The sequence below is a fragment of the Nostoc commune NIES-4072 genome (assembly GCF_003113895.1).
In the GTDB taxonomy this organism is placed as follows: Bacteria; Cyanobacteriota; Cyanobacteriia; order Cyanobacteriales; family Nostocaceae; genus Nostoc; species Nostoc commune.
Genome location: NZ_BDUD01000001.1, coordinates 1674152 through 1692932, shown reverse-complemented (window position 1 = coordinate 1692932; position 18781 = coordinate 1674152). Strand labels below are relative to the sequence as shown.

Genomic DNA, 18781 nt, shown 5'->3' with positions numbered 1-18781 from the left:
ATTGTTTTGCGTCTTGGCAAAGTATGATATTAAAATGGTAAGCCGCCAGGTTAAAGCCTTGTTTTATATTTCTTAATTACGAATTACAGATTAGCATGAGTAACCTAATACCAGCTATCAAAGTTAAAAATATCAGTTTTTACTATGGCACAATAAAAGCGATTGAAAAGGTGTCAATAGATATTTATCAAAAGCAAGTAACCGCAATTATTGGCCCTAGTGGTTGTGGTAAATCTACCTTCATCAAAATTTTGAATCGCATTAGCGAATTAGAAGGGCCTGTGAAAGTTGAAGGAGATGTAGAATTTTTTGGTCAAAATATTTATGCTCCTCGTGTCAACATCAATCGGTTACGCCGTCAAATTGGTATGGTGTTCCAAAAACCGAATCCTTTTCCGATAAGCATCTACGAAAATGTTGCCTATGGTATGAGGATAGCAGGCAGGTATTCAAAATTAGAATTAGATGAAATTGTCGAATCTGCACTTCACAGCGCTGCTCTTTGGGATGAAGTCAAAGATAAGCTAGATAAATCAGCTTTAGGGCTTTCTGGTGGTCAACAACAAAGATTATGTATTGCCCGTGCTTTAGCAGTCAAGCCAAAAGTTCTGCTGATGGATGAGCCTTGCTCGGCTCTTGACCCCATCGCTACTATGAAAGTTGAGGAACTACTTCATAGCTTGCAGTCTGAATTGACAATTGCGATCGTTACCCATAACATGCAACAAGCCGCTCGCGTCTCTGATTTTACAGCTTTTTTTAGCACTGATGAAAGTCGGATAGGCCAAATGGTTGAATTTGGCGCTACAGAGCAAATTTTTAACAACCCAATAGACCCCCGCACCCGCGACTACATTTCAGGGCGTTTTGGTTAAGGTGAATTTTGGCATGACTTCATGATTTTTATTGAACCATCTCGTACTAGAGCATATTTATAAAGTGTGGTTTAAAAAATAATTACTAATTTATCTTTATTAGGTAAACTAGCTCCTCACTACCCATGAGGGGTATATGATATTAATATTTTTATTTCTATTACCTAAATTTTTTCAATAATCAAATCAGATTGCTATATATAGGATTACTATTTGATTTTTGAACGAAATTAAGTATTGTAGAGTGTGTTAGAACGGAGTTCGTAACGCACTATGAACACGAGTTTGATGCCGTACTCTCTGTGCTAACACATCCTACGTATATTTTCAGAAATCAAACCGGATTCCTATAGGTCAATGTGCCAAAGGTTGGTATAAAAAATCTATAAAAGATGATTTTTAAAGCATAACTTTAATATAAATATTCATTAACAGTTTATCTGCTTGATGACTACTGTATAACTACGTAATTTCTATGAATATTCCCTTTTAGGAGTAACATAGTGAAACAGCGCTGCTGATTTGTACTACTTTACTTCGTCACTTTTATTTCACACGTTTTGGGGATATGAGTAAACTAATTCCAGCTATCAGAGTCAAAAACTTCAGCTTATCTTACGACGCTCAAAAGATAGTTGAAGGCGTGTCAATGGATATTTACCAAAACCAAGTCACGGCAATTATTGGTTCTAGTGGTTGTGGCAAGTCTACTTTTCTTAAATCGTTAAATCGCATGAGTGAATTAGAAGGAGATGTGAAAGTTGAAGGAAAAGTAGAGTTTTTTGGACAAAGTATTTATGAGCGTCGTGTCAACATCAATCGTTTACGTCGCCAAGTCAGTATGGTTTTTCCCAAGCCAAATCTTTTTCCCATGAGCGTTTACGATAATGTTGCTTATGGAGTGAAATTAGTTGGATGGCATCCGAAAGTAGAATTAGATGGAATCGTTGAATCTGCCATCAAAGCTGCTGAACTTTGGGATGAAGTGAAAAATAAGCTGCACAAATCTGCTTTAGAACTTTCTGGCGGTCAACAACAAAGACTATGTATTGCGCGTGCTTTAGCAGTTAAACCGAACGTTCTATTAATGGATGAACCTTGTTCAGGTCTTGATCCTGTCGGTAGTATGAAAGTTGAGAATTTGATCCATAACTTGCGTTCTGAGTTGACAATTGTGATGGTTACTCACAATATGCAGCAAGTTACTCGTCTATCTGATTTTACGGCTTTCTTTTATAGTAATGAAAATCGCATTACTCAAATGGTTGAATTTGGTACTACAAATAAAATCTTTACTAACCCCGTCGATTCTCGCACCCGTGACTATGTTTTCGCCCGCGTTAGTTGAAGTTTTCCTAAAATTCTAACTATTCAGTGAGCTACCACATAGCCTTGCGTAAATTAGGGTTGAAATCTAATTTTTGCTTGTTTTAAGTTTTTGTTATGTTGACAGTAATTTTTTACACTGTATATTTAGAGGCAAGCATCTACTCTAGACCACCTGAATCACAAAATGAAATGTCCTCGGTGCGAATCTACTTTATATCGAAAAAATGGTCGTCGGAATGACAAGCAGAATTACCTCTGCAAAAATTGTGGTAAACAATTTCTTGAGCCTGCATTCCCTCGTTCCTTAGAAGGTGAGTTGCTTGCTAATAGCAATGGACATACTAAAGTATCTATAACTGAAACTACAGAAGATCCTTTAGTAAAAAACTTGCCAGAAGAAAAAATCACAGAGAAGAGTCTTAGTTCTTTTAGTCTTAGATTAGCTGAAGAACTGCTGCAAACTATATTATCACCTGATTGGCTAGAATCTGCTACCTTCAACCAATTTATCCAAAAAATTCAACAAAAAACTGAAATTAAACATCAATTAGAAATAGGAATCTCACTTCTGCTTTTAGATGCAGAAAACTTAAAATTAGATATTAATTCAGAATTGTTTTTAGCTAGTGTCTGTAAGTATCCTCTCCAAGTTAAAATTGCATTTGCTAACTGGAGAAATCCAAGTACTGGTAAGCAAGATATTGAACTATACAATCGTGGCTATCAACTTGTCCATGTGCCTGGAGGTAAAGACAGTGCTGATGCAAAAATGATCGCACTTGGTGCTTGTGTCTTACGCTCTTATCCAACAGTTAAAGAAATCTTGGTCTGTTCTGGCGATGGAATTTTGATTCACCTCTGTAACGAACTTCAAAATCAAGGATTAATTGTTTACTGGGTACGTAGACAAGGACAAAATTTGCAAATAGAAAACCGGAATACTGGCAAATTAACTCATTATTCCTTATCAATGGCAACAGAAATTCCATCTTTGGAACAAGTGGTTGATAAAATTCAAGATTTAATCAAAACTGAACAGGAATCAATCAATGCCCGATTAAACAGTTTAGTGGCTGTTGCAACTTTATTTCAAGAAAGATGCGATATTAATACTAAACATCATTCAAAACAACCAGAAATTGAGGAAATAATTCCTGTTACAGATGATTCATCTGCACAATTTATTCAAAAACCAGAAAAACAAGATTCTGCGGAAATTTCTAATGGAGAAACATTAGATAAATTACTATTGAAAATTATTCAAGATATACAAATTAAATCTCCTGAGACTAGATTATCTGTGTCCAAGCTAGGTTCAGAGCTACAGAAAATAACCAGAAAATCTCCTAATTCAATTATTAAAGAATTAAAGTTAGGTTCCAATTTTACCAAATATCTAGAATCATCTCCCACATTTACATTAAAGGCGAGTGGCAAGGAATATCAGGTAATACCGCTATGTGAGTAAATATCTAGATGTCTACATACAACCTGAGTCTGTAATTTAGTATTATGTGTAAAGATGTAAAGAAATGTAAATATTACAATGCAGGATAAAGTCGTTGTTATTGTCGGTGCTACTGGTGGCATTGGTTCAGCTTTAACGCACAAACTTGCGCCTACCGGAGTGCGGCTGGTATTGGCTGCCAGAGATGCGGTTCGTTTAACAACACTGGCAAATGATTTACCAGGGCAAGTTTTGAGCGTTCCCACTGATATTACTGACCCGCAACAGGTAGATACTTTGATAGAAAAGGCGATCGCTAAGTTTGGTCAAATCGATATTTTAGTAAATGCGGCTGGTGCTGGTATACTCAAGCCCTACAACAGCCTGGAACCTGCTGATTTAGACAAGATGTTAGATGTCAACTTGAAAGGCAGCTTTTACACCACTCAAGCGGCCGCTGAAGAGATGCAAAAGCGCAAGTCTGGTCACATCTGTAATGTGGTTGGAATTCTAGGCAAGCATTCGATGGGAATGGCAGCAGCTTATTCTGCTTCTAAGTTTGGTGTTGTCGGTTTCAGCAAATGCATGGCAGAGGAACTCAAGCGTTTTGGTATCAAGTTCACGCTATTCTACTTTGGTGGGGTAGATTCTCCTTTCTGGGATAACGTCAGTCTAAAAGTAGACCGGAAAAAAATGCTCAGTCCTGAAACTGCTGCCAATGCTATTTTCTTTGCCCTTTCTGCCGAACCGCAAGCTGTGCCAATGGAAATTAACATTCAACCTGATAGTCATTTGTTTTTTTAAAGTGGCAGTAAGCCTACATAATTCTTGCCTGGGAAAGACCTGAAAATTTAGCAAAAAAGGCAAAATTTACAGAGATATAAGCTGTTATGCTGGATTTTCAGTATCTATGAAAATTGATCACGTTCATTTCTATGTAGAAGACGCCAAAGTATGGCGGGATTGGTTTGTCCACCATCTTGGTTTTCAAGTAGTAGCCGATCGCAGCATTTCATTTCACACTTGTACAGAAGTGGTAAGAAGTGGTGCTGTCTGCTTTTTTCTATCTTCACCACTGTTACCCACAAGTCCAGTAGCTGAGTTTCTGCGTCAATATCCACCTGGTGTAGCAGATGTTGCTTTTGCTGTCGAAGATGTAGAAAGCGCGATCGCACTAGCTCAAAAACATGGTGCTACAATCCTACAACCTACCCAGGAACGCCAAGTGGGTACGGAATTCCTCAAGTGTGGCAAAATTGCCGCCTGGGGTGGACTGACTCATACGTTAATAGAAAGGTCATTGGTTTTTGACAAAGGACAAATAACTAATGACAACACTTTTACCGCCATAGATCACATAGTGTTAAACGTGGCTGTTGGTGAATTAGAAAATGCTGTCGCTTGGTATGAAAATATCTTAGATTTTCAACCTCAGCAGGCTTTTAAAATTAAAACCAATCGTTCTGCTTTACACAGTCAAGTCATGGTTTCGCACAACGGTAGTGTCCAATTGCCAATTAATGAACCAGCTTCCAAAAATTCCCAAATTCAGGAATTTTTAGATGTCAATCGGGGGCCGGGTATTCAACATATTGCCTTGCGAACAACTAATCTTGTGAGTGCGATCGCTAAATTTCGTGCCAGTAATTTATCCTTACTCTCAGTTCCCCAAAGCTATTACACGCAACTAAAACAGCGTCCGGGATTGCCTCTATCACTTTTAGAACTGGAAGCGATCGCTCAACAGGAAATTTTGGTAGATTGGCAAGAATATACTCCTTTAGGGGGAAGAAATACGCCGCCCTTATTACTACAAATTTTTACTCAGCCAATATTTGAACAGCCGACATTTTTCTTTGAGTTTATAGAACGCCGTTTCCAAGCTCAAGGTTTTGGCGAAGGTAACTTTCGCGCCTTATTTGAAGCTATTGAAAGCGAACAAATCAAACGCGGTACGTTGCAATGATGCCTGAGTACAAAATATCAATTGAAATCCACCCAGACTCCAAACAAATTGATTTTATTGACAAGCAACTTCAAAATTTTAATGTAAGTAGGTAGGCACGAAAAAACCAATCTATGTAAAGATAAGTAAATACGGAAAATGCATCTACCGAGGTGACTTATATATGGGCGCCCGTTTAAGGATATTCTTGACTCGTGAGCAAGACAGAACCTTGTTAAAGCTAAGAACTGCGGATGTACCACAGAAAGTAAAAGATCGAGCAGAAATAATTAGGCTAAACGCACATGGCTGGTATGTAGAAAAAATAGCTGCTCACTTTAATTTGACTTTACAAACGGTGAGAGAAGTTTTGCACAAATGGAAAAGCAAAGGTCTAGAAGGGCTTTGGGAACTACCCGGTCGAGGAGGAAAGTCAAAATGGGGAGAAGAGGACATAGTATTTTTGGAAGAATGCCTGAAAAAAGAACCACGTACATACAATAGTCTTCAACTTACGCAAAAATTAGAACGCGATCGCAATGTGAAACTGAGTCCCGACAGATTAAGACGGGTACTCAAAAAAAGGGGGTTAATTGGAAGCGAGCAAGGAAGAGTCACAAAGGGAAGCAAGACCCAATCGCACGAGCAAACAAGCAAGCAGACCTAGATATGTTGGAATTATCTGCTGCTGCCAGAGAAATAGACCTAAAATATTTGGATGAATCAGGGTTTTGTGTATGGAGCGAACCTGGTTATACCTACTACTTTAAGGGTGAACAAAAACGTTTAGAGCAAACAAAACGTCGTGGTCGTAGATTAAGTATTATTGGGTTTCTTCAACCAATAATCAGTTTTGTTTACGGTCTCGTCATTGGCGGTGTCAATCGCAAATCTTACATCCAGATGATGGAGCTAGAAGCCCTTGAAGCTCAAAAGGCTGGACGGATCAGAGTAATAGTACAAGACAACGGTCCTATACATAGATGCAAAGAAGTTCAGCAGTTATGGAAAAAGTGGGAATACATGGGTTTGTACATTTTCTTTTTACCAAAATACTGCTCTGAAATGAACCCAATCGAATTGGAGTGGCAGCACCTTAAAAAAGATGAGCTATCCGGGCAAATATTTGATGATGAGTTAGACCTTGCTTACGCTGTCATTGATGGTGTTACAGCTAGAGGAGAGAAAGGAAACTATAGTACGCAACGTGTAAAATTTAACTCTAGCTCCTATGGTTAAGGTTTCGTTACATAGTTATAAATTTTCCCGCCTACCTACTTAAGTAAGATTGGAGATTACCAATATACGCCACTGTTTCTATTGCTTCGTGATTCAGAAAAAAATGTTATGGGCGGCTTGGAAGGTTTTATTGGCTTGGGATGGTTCCATATTGCTACTCTCTGGGTTGCAGAGGAGTTCAGAGGTTACGGATATGGAAAAGCACTTCTTTTGGAGGCAGAGCAAGAGGCTGTTAATCGTGGCTGCTTAAACGCATATCTTTTTACTTACAGCTTCCAAGCTCCCAAATTTTATCAGCACTTGGGGTATGAAATTTTTGGAGAGTTAGAAGATTTTCCTCCAGGTCATTGTCGATACTTTCTTAAAAAGAGTTTACAAAAAAACCTTTAACTAGACTTGATACCCTGAAAAAATAGCCATACATCTGAGATAAACTTAATAAAAATTAACTTTTACCGCCGATGCTAAGACTTATTACTGACTTCGACGGCCCAATTATTGATGTTTCCGAACGGTACTACCGTGTTTATCAATTCTGTTTAGAGAAAACCCGTCGCCCAGAGCAAATAGTGCAAGAACTTCCGAAAGCGGAATTTTGGCAGTTAAAGCGATCGCGCGTTCCCGAAAAACAAATCGCCTTAAATTCAGGGTTAGACGAAGCCCAAGCCCAAGAATTTGCCCAGTTGCGGCGGCAAACTGTGCATACAGAACCCTACTTTGACTATGACACCCTCGCGCCTGGTGCTGTGGATGCACTGTTAAAAATTCAACAAGTTGGAATTGATTTAGCAGTGATGACCATGCGCCGAGTTCGGGAACTAGATTATGCCTTCAAAAAACACGATTTAGGAAGATTTTTCCCCGAAAACCGTTGTTATTGCTTGAGTAACGACTACGTTAAAACTCGTGATATTGAAGATAAGCCCTTATTAATGGCTAGGGCATTAAAAGAACTGCCCCCGGCTACTGATACCTGGATGGTGGGAGATACAGAAGCTGATATCACCGCAGCTAAAAATTATGGAGTTAAAGTGATGGCTGTGGAATGTGGCATCCGCGATCGCACCCAACTGGAACTTTACCACCCCGACTTAATCGTTAAGGATTTCAGCGCTGCTGTAGATTTAGTCTTAAAACCTAAACAATTTGTCTAGAAAAGCTTTGTAGCTGCAACAGATTGAATTTATCGGCATTCAGGTTGCAAATTAAAATAGGAGTCAAAATAGGTATTCTGACTCCTGACTCTCAAATTTTGAGAAGAACACATATAAACCATGTCTTCTTTACGGAAACTTGCTTACAGGTAGCACTTTACCGGAGAAAGCTACTAACCAACCACAATAATATAAACGTTAGTACAGTAGAGAACTGATTCGATGATAAATTGAGGAATGGTATTTGTGGTAAGAGCCAGCCAGCAACTAGTCCCCCAACGATTAAGCCAATTATTAAACTGACCAGGGTGAACAAAACTGCTCGGCCAAATTTGCTTTCCTTGCGATTGAGGAAGTAAATACTAGTACCTACCCCAACTACCAATGCCAACTGCAAAACTTGATCGCCTCCCTCTGGGTAAAACACACTGATAGAACTCAAACCAAGAAACCAAGCTCCTGGTAAGAATATATCAGCAGGTGAAGGCTTATCCAGCATCCGTTGCAGCCATGCAGGTGACTGCTCACGAGGGGCTGGGCTTTCTTTAGGAGGCGATTGCACTCGCAACTCTGGAAACCGAATACGCTCAGGGACTTTAATTTTACCTTCTTGGCGCATCCGTAAGCGATCCATTAAAATCGCATCGTAAGCAGCTTCAATTACTTCTAAATGCTTGGCATCGCTACTATATTGCTCGAATAGGCGATTACGAGCATCCTGAATTTCATCGAAGCTAGCCTCTTCTGATACCCCAAGTTTTTCGTAGGGATTTTGATCGCTCATGGGAGTTTGTTACTTCAGCCTCAGTCAGCGGCAGTCTTTTGTCGAATAAAAAACAGCTTTAGGTTTTCTTTTAATCGAAACTAAAGTCTCGACTTATTTTATGCCCTAACAGGATAGTAGCACGGGTTAGTTTAATCGACTTTGTAATTTTAACTATAGCCACTTTAACACATCGCTATAACTCCGTGTATACCCTCATGTCGTTGTCTAATTCTGGCTTTAATCTAGAATTTGAACGGAGAGTACCTAAAACACATAGTTTTTCATGAAAATATTAATCTTAATGTTTCAAATTTGGCAACTTACTGTGCCCTAATAGAATTTTTTAATTATACTGAATAATCGCTTGTGGTATATATCCGCATATCGATTTAAAATTGAGACGTTTTAAGTTACCACCTAACTGGGATCAAGAACGTGTCTTGGTGTTAAGAACTGTTGCGGCTATCAGAGCGCTTATATACTGTGCCTAACAGAAATTTAGCGTTCTCATCGCCCCCAATCCTGATTAGAGTATTTATTTTTGAATAATCAGGAATCTCATCCCGTAGACATGTAGATTCTTAGTTAGCCCCTAAGTGGCAACTGCGTTTTTACGCAAACCTTTTGTTAATCTTACGAATTTTTGTGCAAAGTAATGGTCATGGCTCCTGCCAAGATTCTTGTAGTTGACGACGACCCTGCGGTTCGGAATTTAATCCAACGCTTTCTGATTAAGCAGAACTATCAGGTGGAGGCTGCCGAAGATGGAAAGACAGCCTTAACTCTATTTGAGCAGTTTAACCCCGACTTGGTGATTCTAGATGTGAATCTACCAGATGTAACTGGGTTTAACCTCTGCCAAGAGATGCAAAGTCGTAATGGTGTGTTTGTTTTGATGTTGACTAGCCGTGCTGACGAAGCTGACAAAATTCGCGGCTTTGCTAAAGGTGCTGACGATTATCTCACCAAGCCTTTTGGGCTAGGAGAGTTAGAAGTCAGAGTCGGAGCTATTTTGAGGCGTCAACGAGTGATAACTACTGCCGAGCAAAAACGCTTGGTATTTGAAAAACTGATGATTGACCCAGTGCGGCGGGAGGTAGCGCTTAATAACCAAGCAGTACCTTTAACTGCTCTGGAATTTGATTTATTGCATTTTTTAGCCAGTCATCCAGGTCGAGTTTGGCGGCGTGCAGAGCTAATCCAAGAGGTATGGGACTATGAATATGTCGGCGACCAACGGGTTGTAGATGTCCATATCGGGCAAATTCGCAAGAAGATTGAAATTGATGCTAGTCAGCCAGCATTAATTCAAACTGTACGTGGCGTAGGGTATAAGTTTGAATCTCCTGCTCATCCCCAGCACTTGGAAGCTAAGTCTTGAGTTAATAGTCTAGAGTTTTTTAACTCTTGACTGTTAATTCTTGGGAGAGTGATTTGTGAATTTTTTTGGCTTTAGTAAAAGACAAATTTAAACAGTCAAATAGGTAAATATTGCTCAAATACACACCAGCTAGTTATTTGAGATATTTATTTATGCGTTTAAGACAGTGAGCAGGGGAGAGAATCCACTGGAAAATATTTATTTGCATCGACCGTTTTGGTAGATACAACAGTGCTTAGGTTGGAGTTTGTAGCGGCGCACAGCTATGATTGGTGTCAACACCCAACAATATTTGGGCTTATCTTCTTAATTTGACACCAATGGGCATTGCTGTGTGCCTACTACATATTTGGTTCAAACAAATGAAAACTGTTGTAAAACATTAACAATTATTTACCACTATAGAAAAAGGCAATTTCTTTTTCTTTTAGGGGTGCAAAACCAGCATCTACAAGTAATTGATCGAGTTCTGCTTGGGGAATGTGTTTTGCACCAATTCGCACTATGCGCGATCGCATAGTATTAGATACGCCACTGCGCTGTCTATTGGCTTCTAGCGCCATAACTTTACCATAAAGTTCTAGCTTGGCAGGGGGAATAGGAGAACCATCAAAATCAATTCCCTGTGCGATCGCTTCATCAATAGCATCAGCACCTGTGGTAGTTTGATTTCCTGGGTTAGTTTCGGTAGGCATGGTGATTTACTCTTCTTCGTTATGGGTAGATTTTACCAGCCTTGTTGACACCAAACTTGCGTATCTAGCGTTTTACAGTAGCCCTCTTCTGTCACTCTCCGAAAAATTTTGCCATTTCTGAAATAAGAGAGCTTTTGTATAGCAAGCGATAGCGCGATTATTTTCTAATAACAAATACAAGACCGATTTTTTTCTAATAGTATAGCTTGTATTGATTGCCTGATGAGGCTTCTAGCCATCGCCCTCTCGGAAAGTGACAGAAGAAGGGTAGAAAGCTGCTTTGTAACCCAATTCCTTTATAGGAAAAGGGGTTGTTTCAAGGGTTTTGATGTTAGCAATGATACTTTTAAAATATCTTCTTAGAAAAAAATCAGCGATCCCAAAGCGTGAGTTAATTTTTGCAAGTCGATGCAATGCCATTGTCAGTTGAAACAATAACCTTTAAGATGTTTTACTACGCAAAACCTTCCCTCTCCGACTCAAAGAGGGACAGACTTGAACTTTAGTTCAAGGTAGGGAGAGGTTTATCGAACTCACGCTAGACTAATTACGAGCTTCTCGCGTCACTAAACCACCAACAAACGCCCCTAAGATAGTGCCTGTCCATAGTCCTGTTGTGCTACCTTGCCATATTGCTCCTGGTGTCATCCAAGCGTTGCACATCTCCTTGAAACCCCAAGGTTGGTTTTGACACTTTTGGGTATGCAGCATTATGGTGATTTGCCCACTGGTGTAAGCACCAAAAAAACCTGCTGATAATGCCAAAAAAGTGCAAATTAAAATTCTATTTTTTGTCATTTGTCATTTGTCATTTGTCATTGGGCATTGATCAATAATTAATAGTTATTCTTCCCCTGCTCCCCTGCTTCCCCTGCTCCCTCATCCCCATTCCCCACTCCCAATCAACCTGTATTTCTCATCCCAGCAGCAATCCCATTAATAGTTAATAATGCTCCTCGCAGTAACTCGCCTTTGCTGTAACGAGAATGGATGACTCCAGAAGTAGCAGTAGTATTTAGGGACTGCCGTAGGCGCTTGAGTAGTGAAACTTGGATAAATCCCAAGGGGACAATTGTGCCATTGCGTAACTGCACAGATCGTTGCAAGACAGGATCGCCATCTAACAGCCGATTGTGATCGGTGATTTTTAACACCAAATCTCTTGTGAGATAGAACTCGCTGGCAATTTGCTCAAAAACTTTGGCAAAACGAAGTTGATCTTCTGGTTTTGATAATTCCTGTACGTAGTGATGTGCCATTTGCATATCTACTTTTGCCAAAGTCATCTCAGCTTTAGAAATCACCATCTTGAAGAACGGCCATTTAATGTAAAAGTAGCGCAGCAATTTCAAATGTTCTTCTGGTTCTTCGTTCAAAAATTCTTGTAAAGCTGTGCCTACGCCATACCAAGAAGGAAGTAAAAAGCGGGTTTGTGTCCAGCTAAATACCCAAGGAATAGCTCGCAGACTGCTTAAATCTTTCTTACCAGATGGACGGCGGGCTGGACGGGAACTAATTTGGAGCTGGCTAATTTCTTCAATGGGTGTTACTTCGTGGAAGAAGTCAACAAAATCAGGCTGTTCGTAGATTAAAGCACGATAATGTTGACGCGATCGCGCTGCTAATTCTTCCATAATCTCATTCCAGGGTTCAATATCATCAAACCCTGTCCGCAGTAGACTAGCTTGAATCACCGCAGTGGTAATGGTTTCCATGTGGTATAATGCCAAGTCCAATAAGGAGTATTTAGAAGCCAAAACTTCTCCTTGTTCGGTAATCTTGATTCGCCCATTGATACTATGACCCGGTTGAGCCAAAATCGCCTCGTAAGCAGGGCCACCACCCCGTCCCACAGAACCGCCACGTCCGTGGAAAATCCGCAAATTTACATCATAGTTTTCTGCTATTTGTTGCAGTGATTTTTGGGCTTTATGAATTTCCCAATTGCTGCTTAAAAACCCAGAGTCTTTGTTGCTATCAGAATACCCCAGCATTACTTCTTGTAAGTTTGGGGGGAGGGGGGAGGAGGGAGCAGGGGGAGCAGGGGAGGCAAGGGTGGATGAATTTTCATCCACAATACTCTCTGTTTTTGTTTGTTCGTAGCCGCCAGCTAATAAAGCGCGATATAAGGGGAGTTCAAACAGTTTCCGCATGACGCTTCTGGAGCGTTGTAAGTCTTCTACTGTTTCAAATAGGGGGACAACTTGAATTGTTCCGACAGCAATGGCGGGGTCAAAAAGTCTGGCTTCTTTGGCTAAAAGTAATACTTCCAGCACGTCGCTGACGTCGCGGCACATGCTGATAATGTAAGTTTGGCAGATATTTAGACCAAATTCTTGTTGCAGCGATCGCACAACGCGAAAGGTTTCAATTACATCGTTGGTTTTTTGAGAAAATGGCAATTCTGCCGGAATTAATGGCCTCCGGGTTTGCAGTTCTCCTGTGAGCCAAGCGACTCTTTGCTCCTCAGATAGTTCGTTGTAAGGTTGAGGTAATATTTGCAGGTATTCGAGTATCTCATTGAGCGCATCGGCATGGCGAGATGATTCTTGGCGAATATCTAGCTGTGTCAAATTAAAACCAAAAATTTCTACCTGGCAAATCAGATTTTCTAATTCTCGACAGCTTAAACCTGTTTCTGTCAAGTTGCGCTGAATCATCCGCAGTTCTGCTAAAAAATCGGCTCCTGAAAGATACAGGGGACTATCTTGATTTTTTGGCGTTTCCCGATTGTACAAAGCTAGATTGCGATCGCGAGTATTTTCTAGCCGTTTCAGGACATAAGCCAGTTTGAGCCGATATGGTTCTTGCCGATAACGCAATGCCAGTGCGTCATATACCTCACTCAACTGGGACTGATCCAATTCTAGAGATTCTAGTAAATCTGGTAAAACATCACTCCAGTGCATCGACACACTCAATAATTCAATCAGATTTTTCACTGACTGAATATATTTCCCAAGCACCATTTTGCGCTGATAGCAAGCTGTTTGCCAGGTAATTTCTGGTGTGACTGATGGGTTCCCATCCCTGTCTGAGCCTACCCAGGAACCGAAAGAGCAAAAGTTTTTACTTGGTGGTTCTAGCCAAGGAAAGGTATTAGATAGGGTGTGTTTGAAACGTCTATAAAGCTGAGGAATGCCATCAAATAAAACTTCTTGGAAGTAGTGCAGAGCATAATCTACTTCATCTAGCACAGTGGGTTTGAACTGGTGAAGTTCGTCTGTACGCCACCAGAGGCGAATTTCTTCGAGCAATTGTTCGCGTACATCTGCTGCTTCCCAAGCATATCCCCCAGTTGCCGCACCAGAATAATTTTCCAAAGCATCCAGTTTTTGCAAAAGTTGTACCACCTGGCGCTGCTTATCCCGGATGGTATGACGAACAATTTCTGTCGGGTGAGCTGTGAAAACTAACCGTACATCTAGATGTGCAATTAGACGTTGAATTTGCTGGGGTGGTACATTCAGTTTAAATAAATAGGGAAACAAAGCAGCAAAAGTACCTTTTGGTTTGACTTGCGCTTTTTCTAGATAATTCTTTCTAAGCAACTCTGCTGCTATTCCCCTGCTAACAGGCGCGTCATCTTCTCTTTGATTGGAAGAATAGTTGACATTGGATGCTATTTCTGCATCTGTAGGCTCTGTTTCTACCTCATAGCGACTCAATTGCTGCCGTTGTTCGTATTCCTGCTCTATGATGTTAATCAACTGAAAATACAGAGCGAAAGCACGAGCCGCACGAATTGCTTCGTTAATATTTAGTTGTTCAATCAATTTTACGGCTGAGGATGCTTGGTCATTTGTTGCTTGTCCTTCGGGTGAACACAAATCTCGCAACTGCCGCAACAACTCTACCATGTTTTGACCGCATTCTTGCCTCAGAACTGACTCCCACAATTCTTCCACTACCTGGAGACGATGACGCAAAAATAATTCCGACACCGGGTATATATCAGCAGTTTGAGACGAAGAGTATAAAAGGGAACCCATATTCTCTATTGTTGTAAAGCTAATAACTGTTTACGCTTCTAGGTTGTGCAATTAATGCTCACCAAGTTTTTCCTGAGCAAATAATTATTTAGTGTATATTTTCTAAGTTTGATTAGTTTCGCTATCTTCTGGGAAGTCGAGATTGGGTAGGCGATCGCCTCGCAATAATTCTTCACTTGCTTCCCCTATGGCTTCTAGTGCCCTTACTGTAGTTTTTCCGGTAATCAGCAGCAGTAATATAGACGCTGTACCTATTTGTAAAAGGAAAGATTGGGGAATGCTAAAGAAATCCAGATTGGATGCGGGGTTAGTTGAGGGTTTTTGGTAGGCAGGAGGCATTGCTAATTCTTGGTTATGGGAATATGAGTTAAAAAGAGTTGGGGGTTAGGAGTTAGGAGTTAGGAGTTAGGAATTAGGAATTAGGAGTTAGAAGTTATGATTACTCCAAAGATCATCAAGAGACGGAGTTTAAATGAGATAAGCTTGTTGTTTTCGCCCATCAGGGCCGTTAGCGCAGTGGGACGCAAGTTCAGCTTTAAAGGACAAGTTATCAGCCAGTCATATAGAATTATTCTGACTCCTGGCTCTTAACTTCTAACTCCTAACTCCTAACTCTTAACTTCTGAATTCTGACTCCCTATTAGTAAAATAAACGCAAAACTCAACATTAGTCAGACTTGCAACCTGTACAAGACTATCTTGGCCGATTTTATGAGCTACGAAGGTAACAAAATTGTTAAAAAAAACGTCGGAGTATGGTAGACCTATGGTTCTAGTTTACAAGTGCAGGCACTATCCCCCAACAATCGCTTCTTGTAAAGTTAACTGAGCATGAAAACAGTATTACCAGATCGCCAGCAATCCTTAGTGCAGTGGGTAAGCCAAGCAACAGGAATCAACACTTTCGGGGTGAAAGTCCGGTTACGGGGAAATAACCTTCATATTCTCTGTGAAGGTACAGAATGTCCGCAGCGTTGGCATACTTTGTCTGACTTGCTGCAAGCACTACAGCAGACAGACTTGGATATTCTCACAAGCGACGAACAACCCTCAATATATCAAGTATTTGTCTATGGGCGAAGAAAAGGGGAACAGCGCCCTAACTGGTGCCATCGGGTTTACTTGAATCAAATAGATAAGCATCTAGAGCAGGTAAAGCAAGCGCTGCTAGAAGATGCGGAAAAATCAAAACAGTCGGCTGGGGCGCTGATTGTCTCGAACGAAAGTTTGGCACGCCAAGGAAATCCAGAAGCGATCGCTCGATATCTGAGCGAGACTCTGAGTACTTTAGGTGTATCAGTACAGGCAAAGATTAAGCCATATAAGTCAAAGAACTCTCAGGCGGAAGAAGATCGCTTGTGGATATTTTGCCAGTCGAGCTATAGCCCCGATGCATCATTGCTTGCCGAACCAATAGCACAGAAGTTGCGTTATCTCAAGCTTACTGGCTACCAAGATGCAGTAATTGTTTCCCAGGTGAGCGGCGAAACAGCCCCGGATTGGCTGTTGCGGGTGGATTTGACCCCACCAGAGGTAATGCTGAAGGAATGGGCGCGTTGGGGCGATATACAAGCGATCGCGCGATTATTAACTGAGGTATTGTCAGGGTTAAAAGTTGCTGTTCAAGCTTTTTTGAAAGAATCAACACTACATATCTTTTGTAGCCCAGCTTTTGATCCTTTGGGAACTGCGCCAATCCCCGACAAGGAAGTGTGCTTACAAGCGATTTTACCGCAGCTAGAAGCGATCGCACCTCAAGGCATTCTCGCTGCCACCATATACGGGCAAAAAGCAGGCGACAATGAACCAACTTGGATTGATTGGGTGGCTTTACCTGCTACAAATTATCCCGCCTTTGCCACATCACCGCTAGATTTGGCGAATACTGGCGATGAACCAGCCATCATATTTTTACTAGAGCGTTTACTCAATCCTGACTTGGATTGGCGTTTATTGACAGGTGGAGTTCGCGTACTTCTGCTGAACAAAAATGACTTATTGCACATTATGTGTGATGCACCTGTTTGTCCAGGGCGTCAACAAGTAGCAACTAAAGTTACGCAGTTTATCCGCCAGTTAAAAATTCCCGGTATTATGGGGGTACGTGTCTACGGTCGCCGGGCTGGGAATAAAGAACCTTTTTGGAATTATGGCGTTGATATTGAGCATCGCCAACGGTTAGTACCAGAAGCAACCCCAGAATTTGCTGCTACTTCTAAATACGTTAAGGAGCTAGTAACCTCTGAGACTAGTGAGCCAATTTTGCGCCCCGACTTAACCACAGAAGAAGTTCAAAGTTTTGTAACAGAAGTCGCGCGAGATTGGATGACAACGGCGAGTACAACTGCGAAAAAATTCCTGTTACAAAGCCAGCTATTTATCGAAAGCGATCAGTCAGCAGAACAAAGCCCTGATGTTCAAGGACTTAAGGTTGCTTTAGTGTGGGGAACACTGGGATTATTGCTTACCCTTCAAACTGATTGGGTATTGGGTCGAATTATTGCAAATAGTATGCCGACGCCAAAAGCAGCTAGTGTCTTGCCTTCATCATCTTCTGGTCAAAAGGCATCTTTGATATCTGGGAAAACTCAGAGTGAGAAAACGACATTTTTTACCAGCACCTCCAAAACAAAATCTTCTCCAAATCAGAGTTCTGTATTTAATGCTTCGGAGTTTACCCAAAGTGATGATACCCCGACAAATAATTTGGCAGCCGCACCACTGAAGGAAAAAGCAACCGCTACCGCTATTCTTTTAGCAGCGCGATCGCAAATGCCAAGTTTCAATGTTAGGCAGTTAGACGAGCAACTAGCACTGTATAAACAGCGTTTGGCTAGAACTGGTACTCCGCCAGATGTGTTGATTATTGGCTCCTCCCGCGCTCTCAGGGGAGTAGATCCCGCAGCACTTTCTAAAGCTTTAGCGACTCAGGGCTATCCAAATCTTGATGTATTTAACTTTGGAATCAACGGTGCTACTGCACAAGTTGTAGACTTTGTAATTCGCCACGTACTGGAAGCATCAGAACTGCCTAAAGTCATTATTTGGGCAGATGGGGCCCGTGCTTTCAACGGTGGACGTGAGGATATTACCTTTAAATCCATCGCTGCATCAGCTGGTTATAAACAAGCATTCCAAAAAGCCCCAACAACTGCTAATAGCAGCGATTTGCCCGAAAATACGATAAATTTGGGAGAAGAAAAGATAAAAGAAGAAAAACCAGAGATTAGCGCTTATGAAGCTGTGAATCAGTCGTTAAATCAGGCTCTAGCATCTCTTTCTGCAAGTTATCCAAACCGTGACCAAATTAAAAGTTTACTGCAAAAACAACTGCTTATAAGTGGTCGCAATCAGACGGTTGGATCACAAAAACAGCTAACAGACGGTACTTCAGATGAAATTACTTCCCAACAAGCAGTTGATTTTGATGGCTTTCTACCTTTGTCGATTCGCTTCAATCCTGCAAGATACTATCAAAAACATTCTAGAGTTCCCGGAAATTATGACAACGACTATAAATCTTTCCAAATAGAAGGACAGCAAGATGCTGCGTTTCAAGAAGTGCTTCAGTTTACCCAGGCTCAGAAAATTTCCTTAGTCTTTGTCAATATGCCTCTCACGGCAGATTATTTAGATCCAGTGCGTAAACAACATGAGCAAGAATTTCAGGAATATATGTTGCGTCTAGCTACTAGTCCCAACTTTATTTATCGAGATTTGAGCCAACAGTGGCCAAAAGCAAATGATTACTTCTCTGATCCCAGCCACCTCAACCGCTTTGGAGCATACGAAGTCTCCAAAAAGCTGGCTAATGATCCGATGATTCCCTGGCCAGTGAAGTAGGGAACTGGGGAATGGGGAGTGGGGAGTGGGGGATGAGGAAGATGAGGAAGATGAGGGAGCAGGGGAAGAATAACTATTAATTATTGATCAATGCCCTATGCCCCATGCCCTATGC

15 protein-coding genes are annotated in these 18781 nt (G+C 41.0%); 10 read left to right on the top strand and 5 right to left on the bottom strand.

Annotation, left to right across the window (positions count from 1 at the left end):
* The first annotated feature begins 95 nt into the window (after positions 1-95).
* The 8 genes from pstB to CDC33_RS07540 all read left to right on the top strand — a co-directional run bounded on the left by pstB (position 96) and on the right by CDC33_RS07540 (position 7989).
* The gene (gene pstB, locus CDC33_RS07575; protein ID WP_109007967.1) at positions 96-875 is read left to right on the top strand and encodes a phosphate ABC transporter ATP-binding protein PstB; all 780 of its coding nucleotides are present in this window, start codon (positions 96-98) and stop codon (positions 873-875) included.
* Between the two features lie 568 nt (positions 876-1443).
* Entirely contained in the window at positions 1444-2223 is a 780-nt protein-coding gene (locus CDC33_RS07570) for a phosphate ABC transporter ATP-binding protein (RefSeq protein WP_109007966.1), read from the top strand.
* Positions 2224-2388: 165 nt separating this feature from the next.
* Positions 2389-3672 (top strand): IS1/IS1595 family N-terminal zinc-binding domain-containing protein, encoded by a 1284-nt coding sequence (locus tag CDC33_RS07565; protein WP_109007965.1) that lies wholly within the window; start codon positions 2389-2391, stop codon positions 3670-3672.
* A gap of 78 nt (positions 3673-3750) precedes the next feature.
* A complete protein-coding gene (locus CDC33_RS07560) occupies positions 3751-4455 on the top strand; it encodes an SDR family oxidoreductase (protein WP_109007964.1) in 705 nt (234 codons plus the stop codon).
* Positions 4456-4561: 106 nt separating this feature from the next.
* Positions 4562-5617, top strand: a complete 1056-nt coding sequence (hppD, locus tag CDC33_RS07555; RefSeq protein WP_109007963.1) for a 4-hydroxyphenylpyruvate dioxygenase — start codon at positions 4562-4564, stop codon at positions 5615-5617.
* Between the two features lie 163 nt (positions 5618-5780).
* Positions 5781-6835, top strand: a protein-coding gene (locus CDC33_RS07550; protein ID WP_244919164.1) for an IS630 family transposase whose coding sequence is annotated in 2 segments (ribosomal slippage) — positions 5781-6173 and positions 6176-6835 — 1053 coding nt in all. Because the reading frame shifts where the segments join, the coding sequence is not laid out codon by codon here.
* Positions 6836-6916: 81 nt separating this feature from the next.
* Positions 6917-7225 carry a GNAT family N-acetyltransferase gene (locus tag CDC33_RS07545; RefSeq protein ID WP_280524395.1) on the top strand — a complete coding sequence of 103 codons (309 nt, stop codon included), beginning with the start codon at positions 6917-6919 and terminating at the stop codon, positions 7223-7225.
* A gap of 71 nt (positions 7226-7296) precedes the next feature.
* On the top strand, positions 7297-7989 hold the full coding sequence (locus tag CDC33_RS07540; RefSeq protein ID WP_109007961.1) for an HAD family hydrolase: 693 nt from the start codon (positions 7297-7299) through the stop codon (positions 7987-7989).
* A gap of 157 nt (positions 7990-8146) precedes the next feature.
* On the opposite strand, the gene CDC33_RS07535 is transcribed toward CDC33_RS07540, so the two are convergent.
* Complete coding sequence (locus tag CDC33_RS07535) at positions 8147-8773, bottom strand: CPP1-like family protein (RefSeq protein ID WP_109007960.1); 627 nt, start codon at positions 8771-8773, stop codon at positions 8147-8149.
* Positions 8774-9416: 643 nt separating this feature from the next.
* Here CDC33_RS07535 and CDC33_RS07530 point away from each other — a divergent pair.
* A complete protein-coding gene (locus CDC33_RS07530) occupies positions 9417-10136 on the top strand; it encodes a response regulator transcription factor (protein WP_069071980.1) in 720 nt (239 codons plus the stop codon).
* Positions 10137-10525: 389 nt separating this feature from the next.
* Here the strand turns inward: CDC33_RS07530 and CDC33_RS07525 are convergent, their stop codons facing one another.
* From CDC33_RS07525 to CDC33_RS07505, 4 genes are all read right to left on the bottom strand, one after another.
* The gene (locus CDC33_RS07525; RefSeq protein ID WP_109007959.1) at positions 10526-10831 is read right to left on the bottom strand and encodes a small RNA NsiR4-regulated ssr1528 family protein; all 306 of its coding nucleotides are present in this window, start codon (positions 10829-10831) and stop codon (positions 10526-10528) included.
* Positions 10832-11374: 543 nt separating this feature from the next.
* Positions 11375-11629: a hypothetical protein gene (locus CDC33_RS07515; protein WP_109007957.1), complete on the bottom strand. Its 255-nt coding sequence runs from the start codon at positions 11627-11629 to the stop codon at positions 11375-11377.
* 104 nt (positions 11630-11733) lie between these two features.
* Positions 11734-14823, bottom strand: a complete 3090-nt coding sequence (locus tag CDC33_RS07510) for a phosphoenolpyruvate carboxylase (RefSeq protein ID WP_109007956.1) — start codon at positions 14821-14823, stop codon at positions 11734-11736.
* A 102-nt stretch (positions 14824-14925) separates the two neighbouring features.
* On the bottom strand, positions 14926-15162 hold the full coding sequence (locus tag CDC33_RS07505; protein ID WP_109007955.1) for a hypothetical protein: 237 nt from the start codon (positions 15160-15162) through the stop codon (positions 14926-14928).
* 492 nt (positions 15163-15654) lie between these two features.
* On the opposite strand from CDC33_RS07505, the gene CDC33_RS07500 reads away from it, so the two are divergent.
* Positions 15655-18666 carry a DUF1574 family protein gene (locus tag CDC33_RS07500; protein ID WP_109007954.1) on the top strand — a complete coding sequence of 1004 codons (3012 nt, stop codon included), beginning with the start codon at positions 15655-15657 and terminating at the stop codon, positions 18664-18666.
* Positions 18667-18781 lie beyond the last annotated feature (115 nt).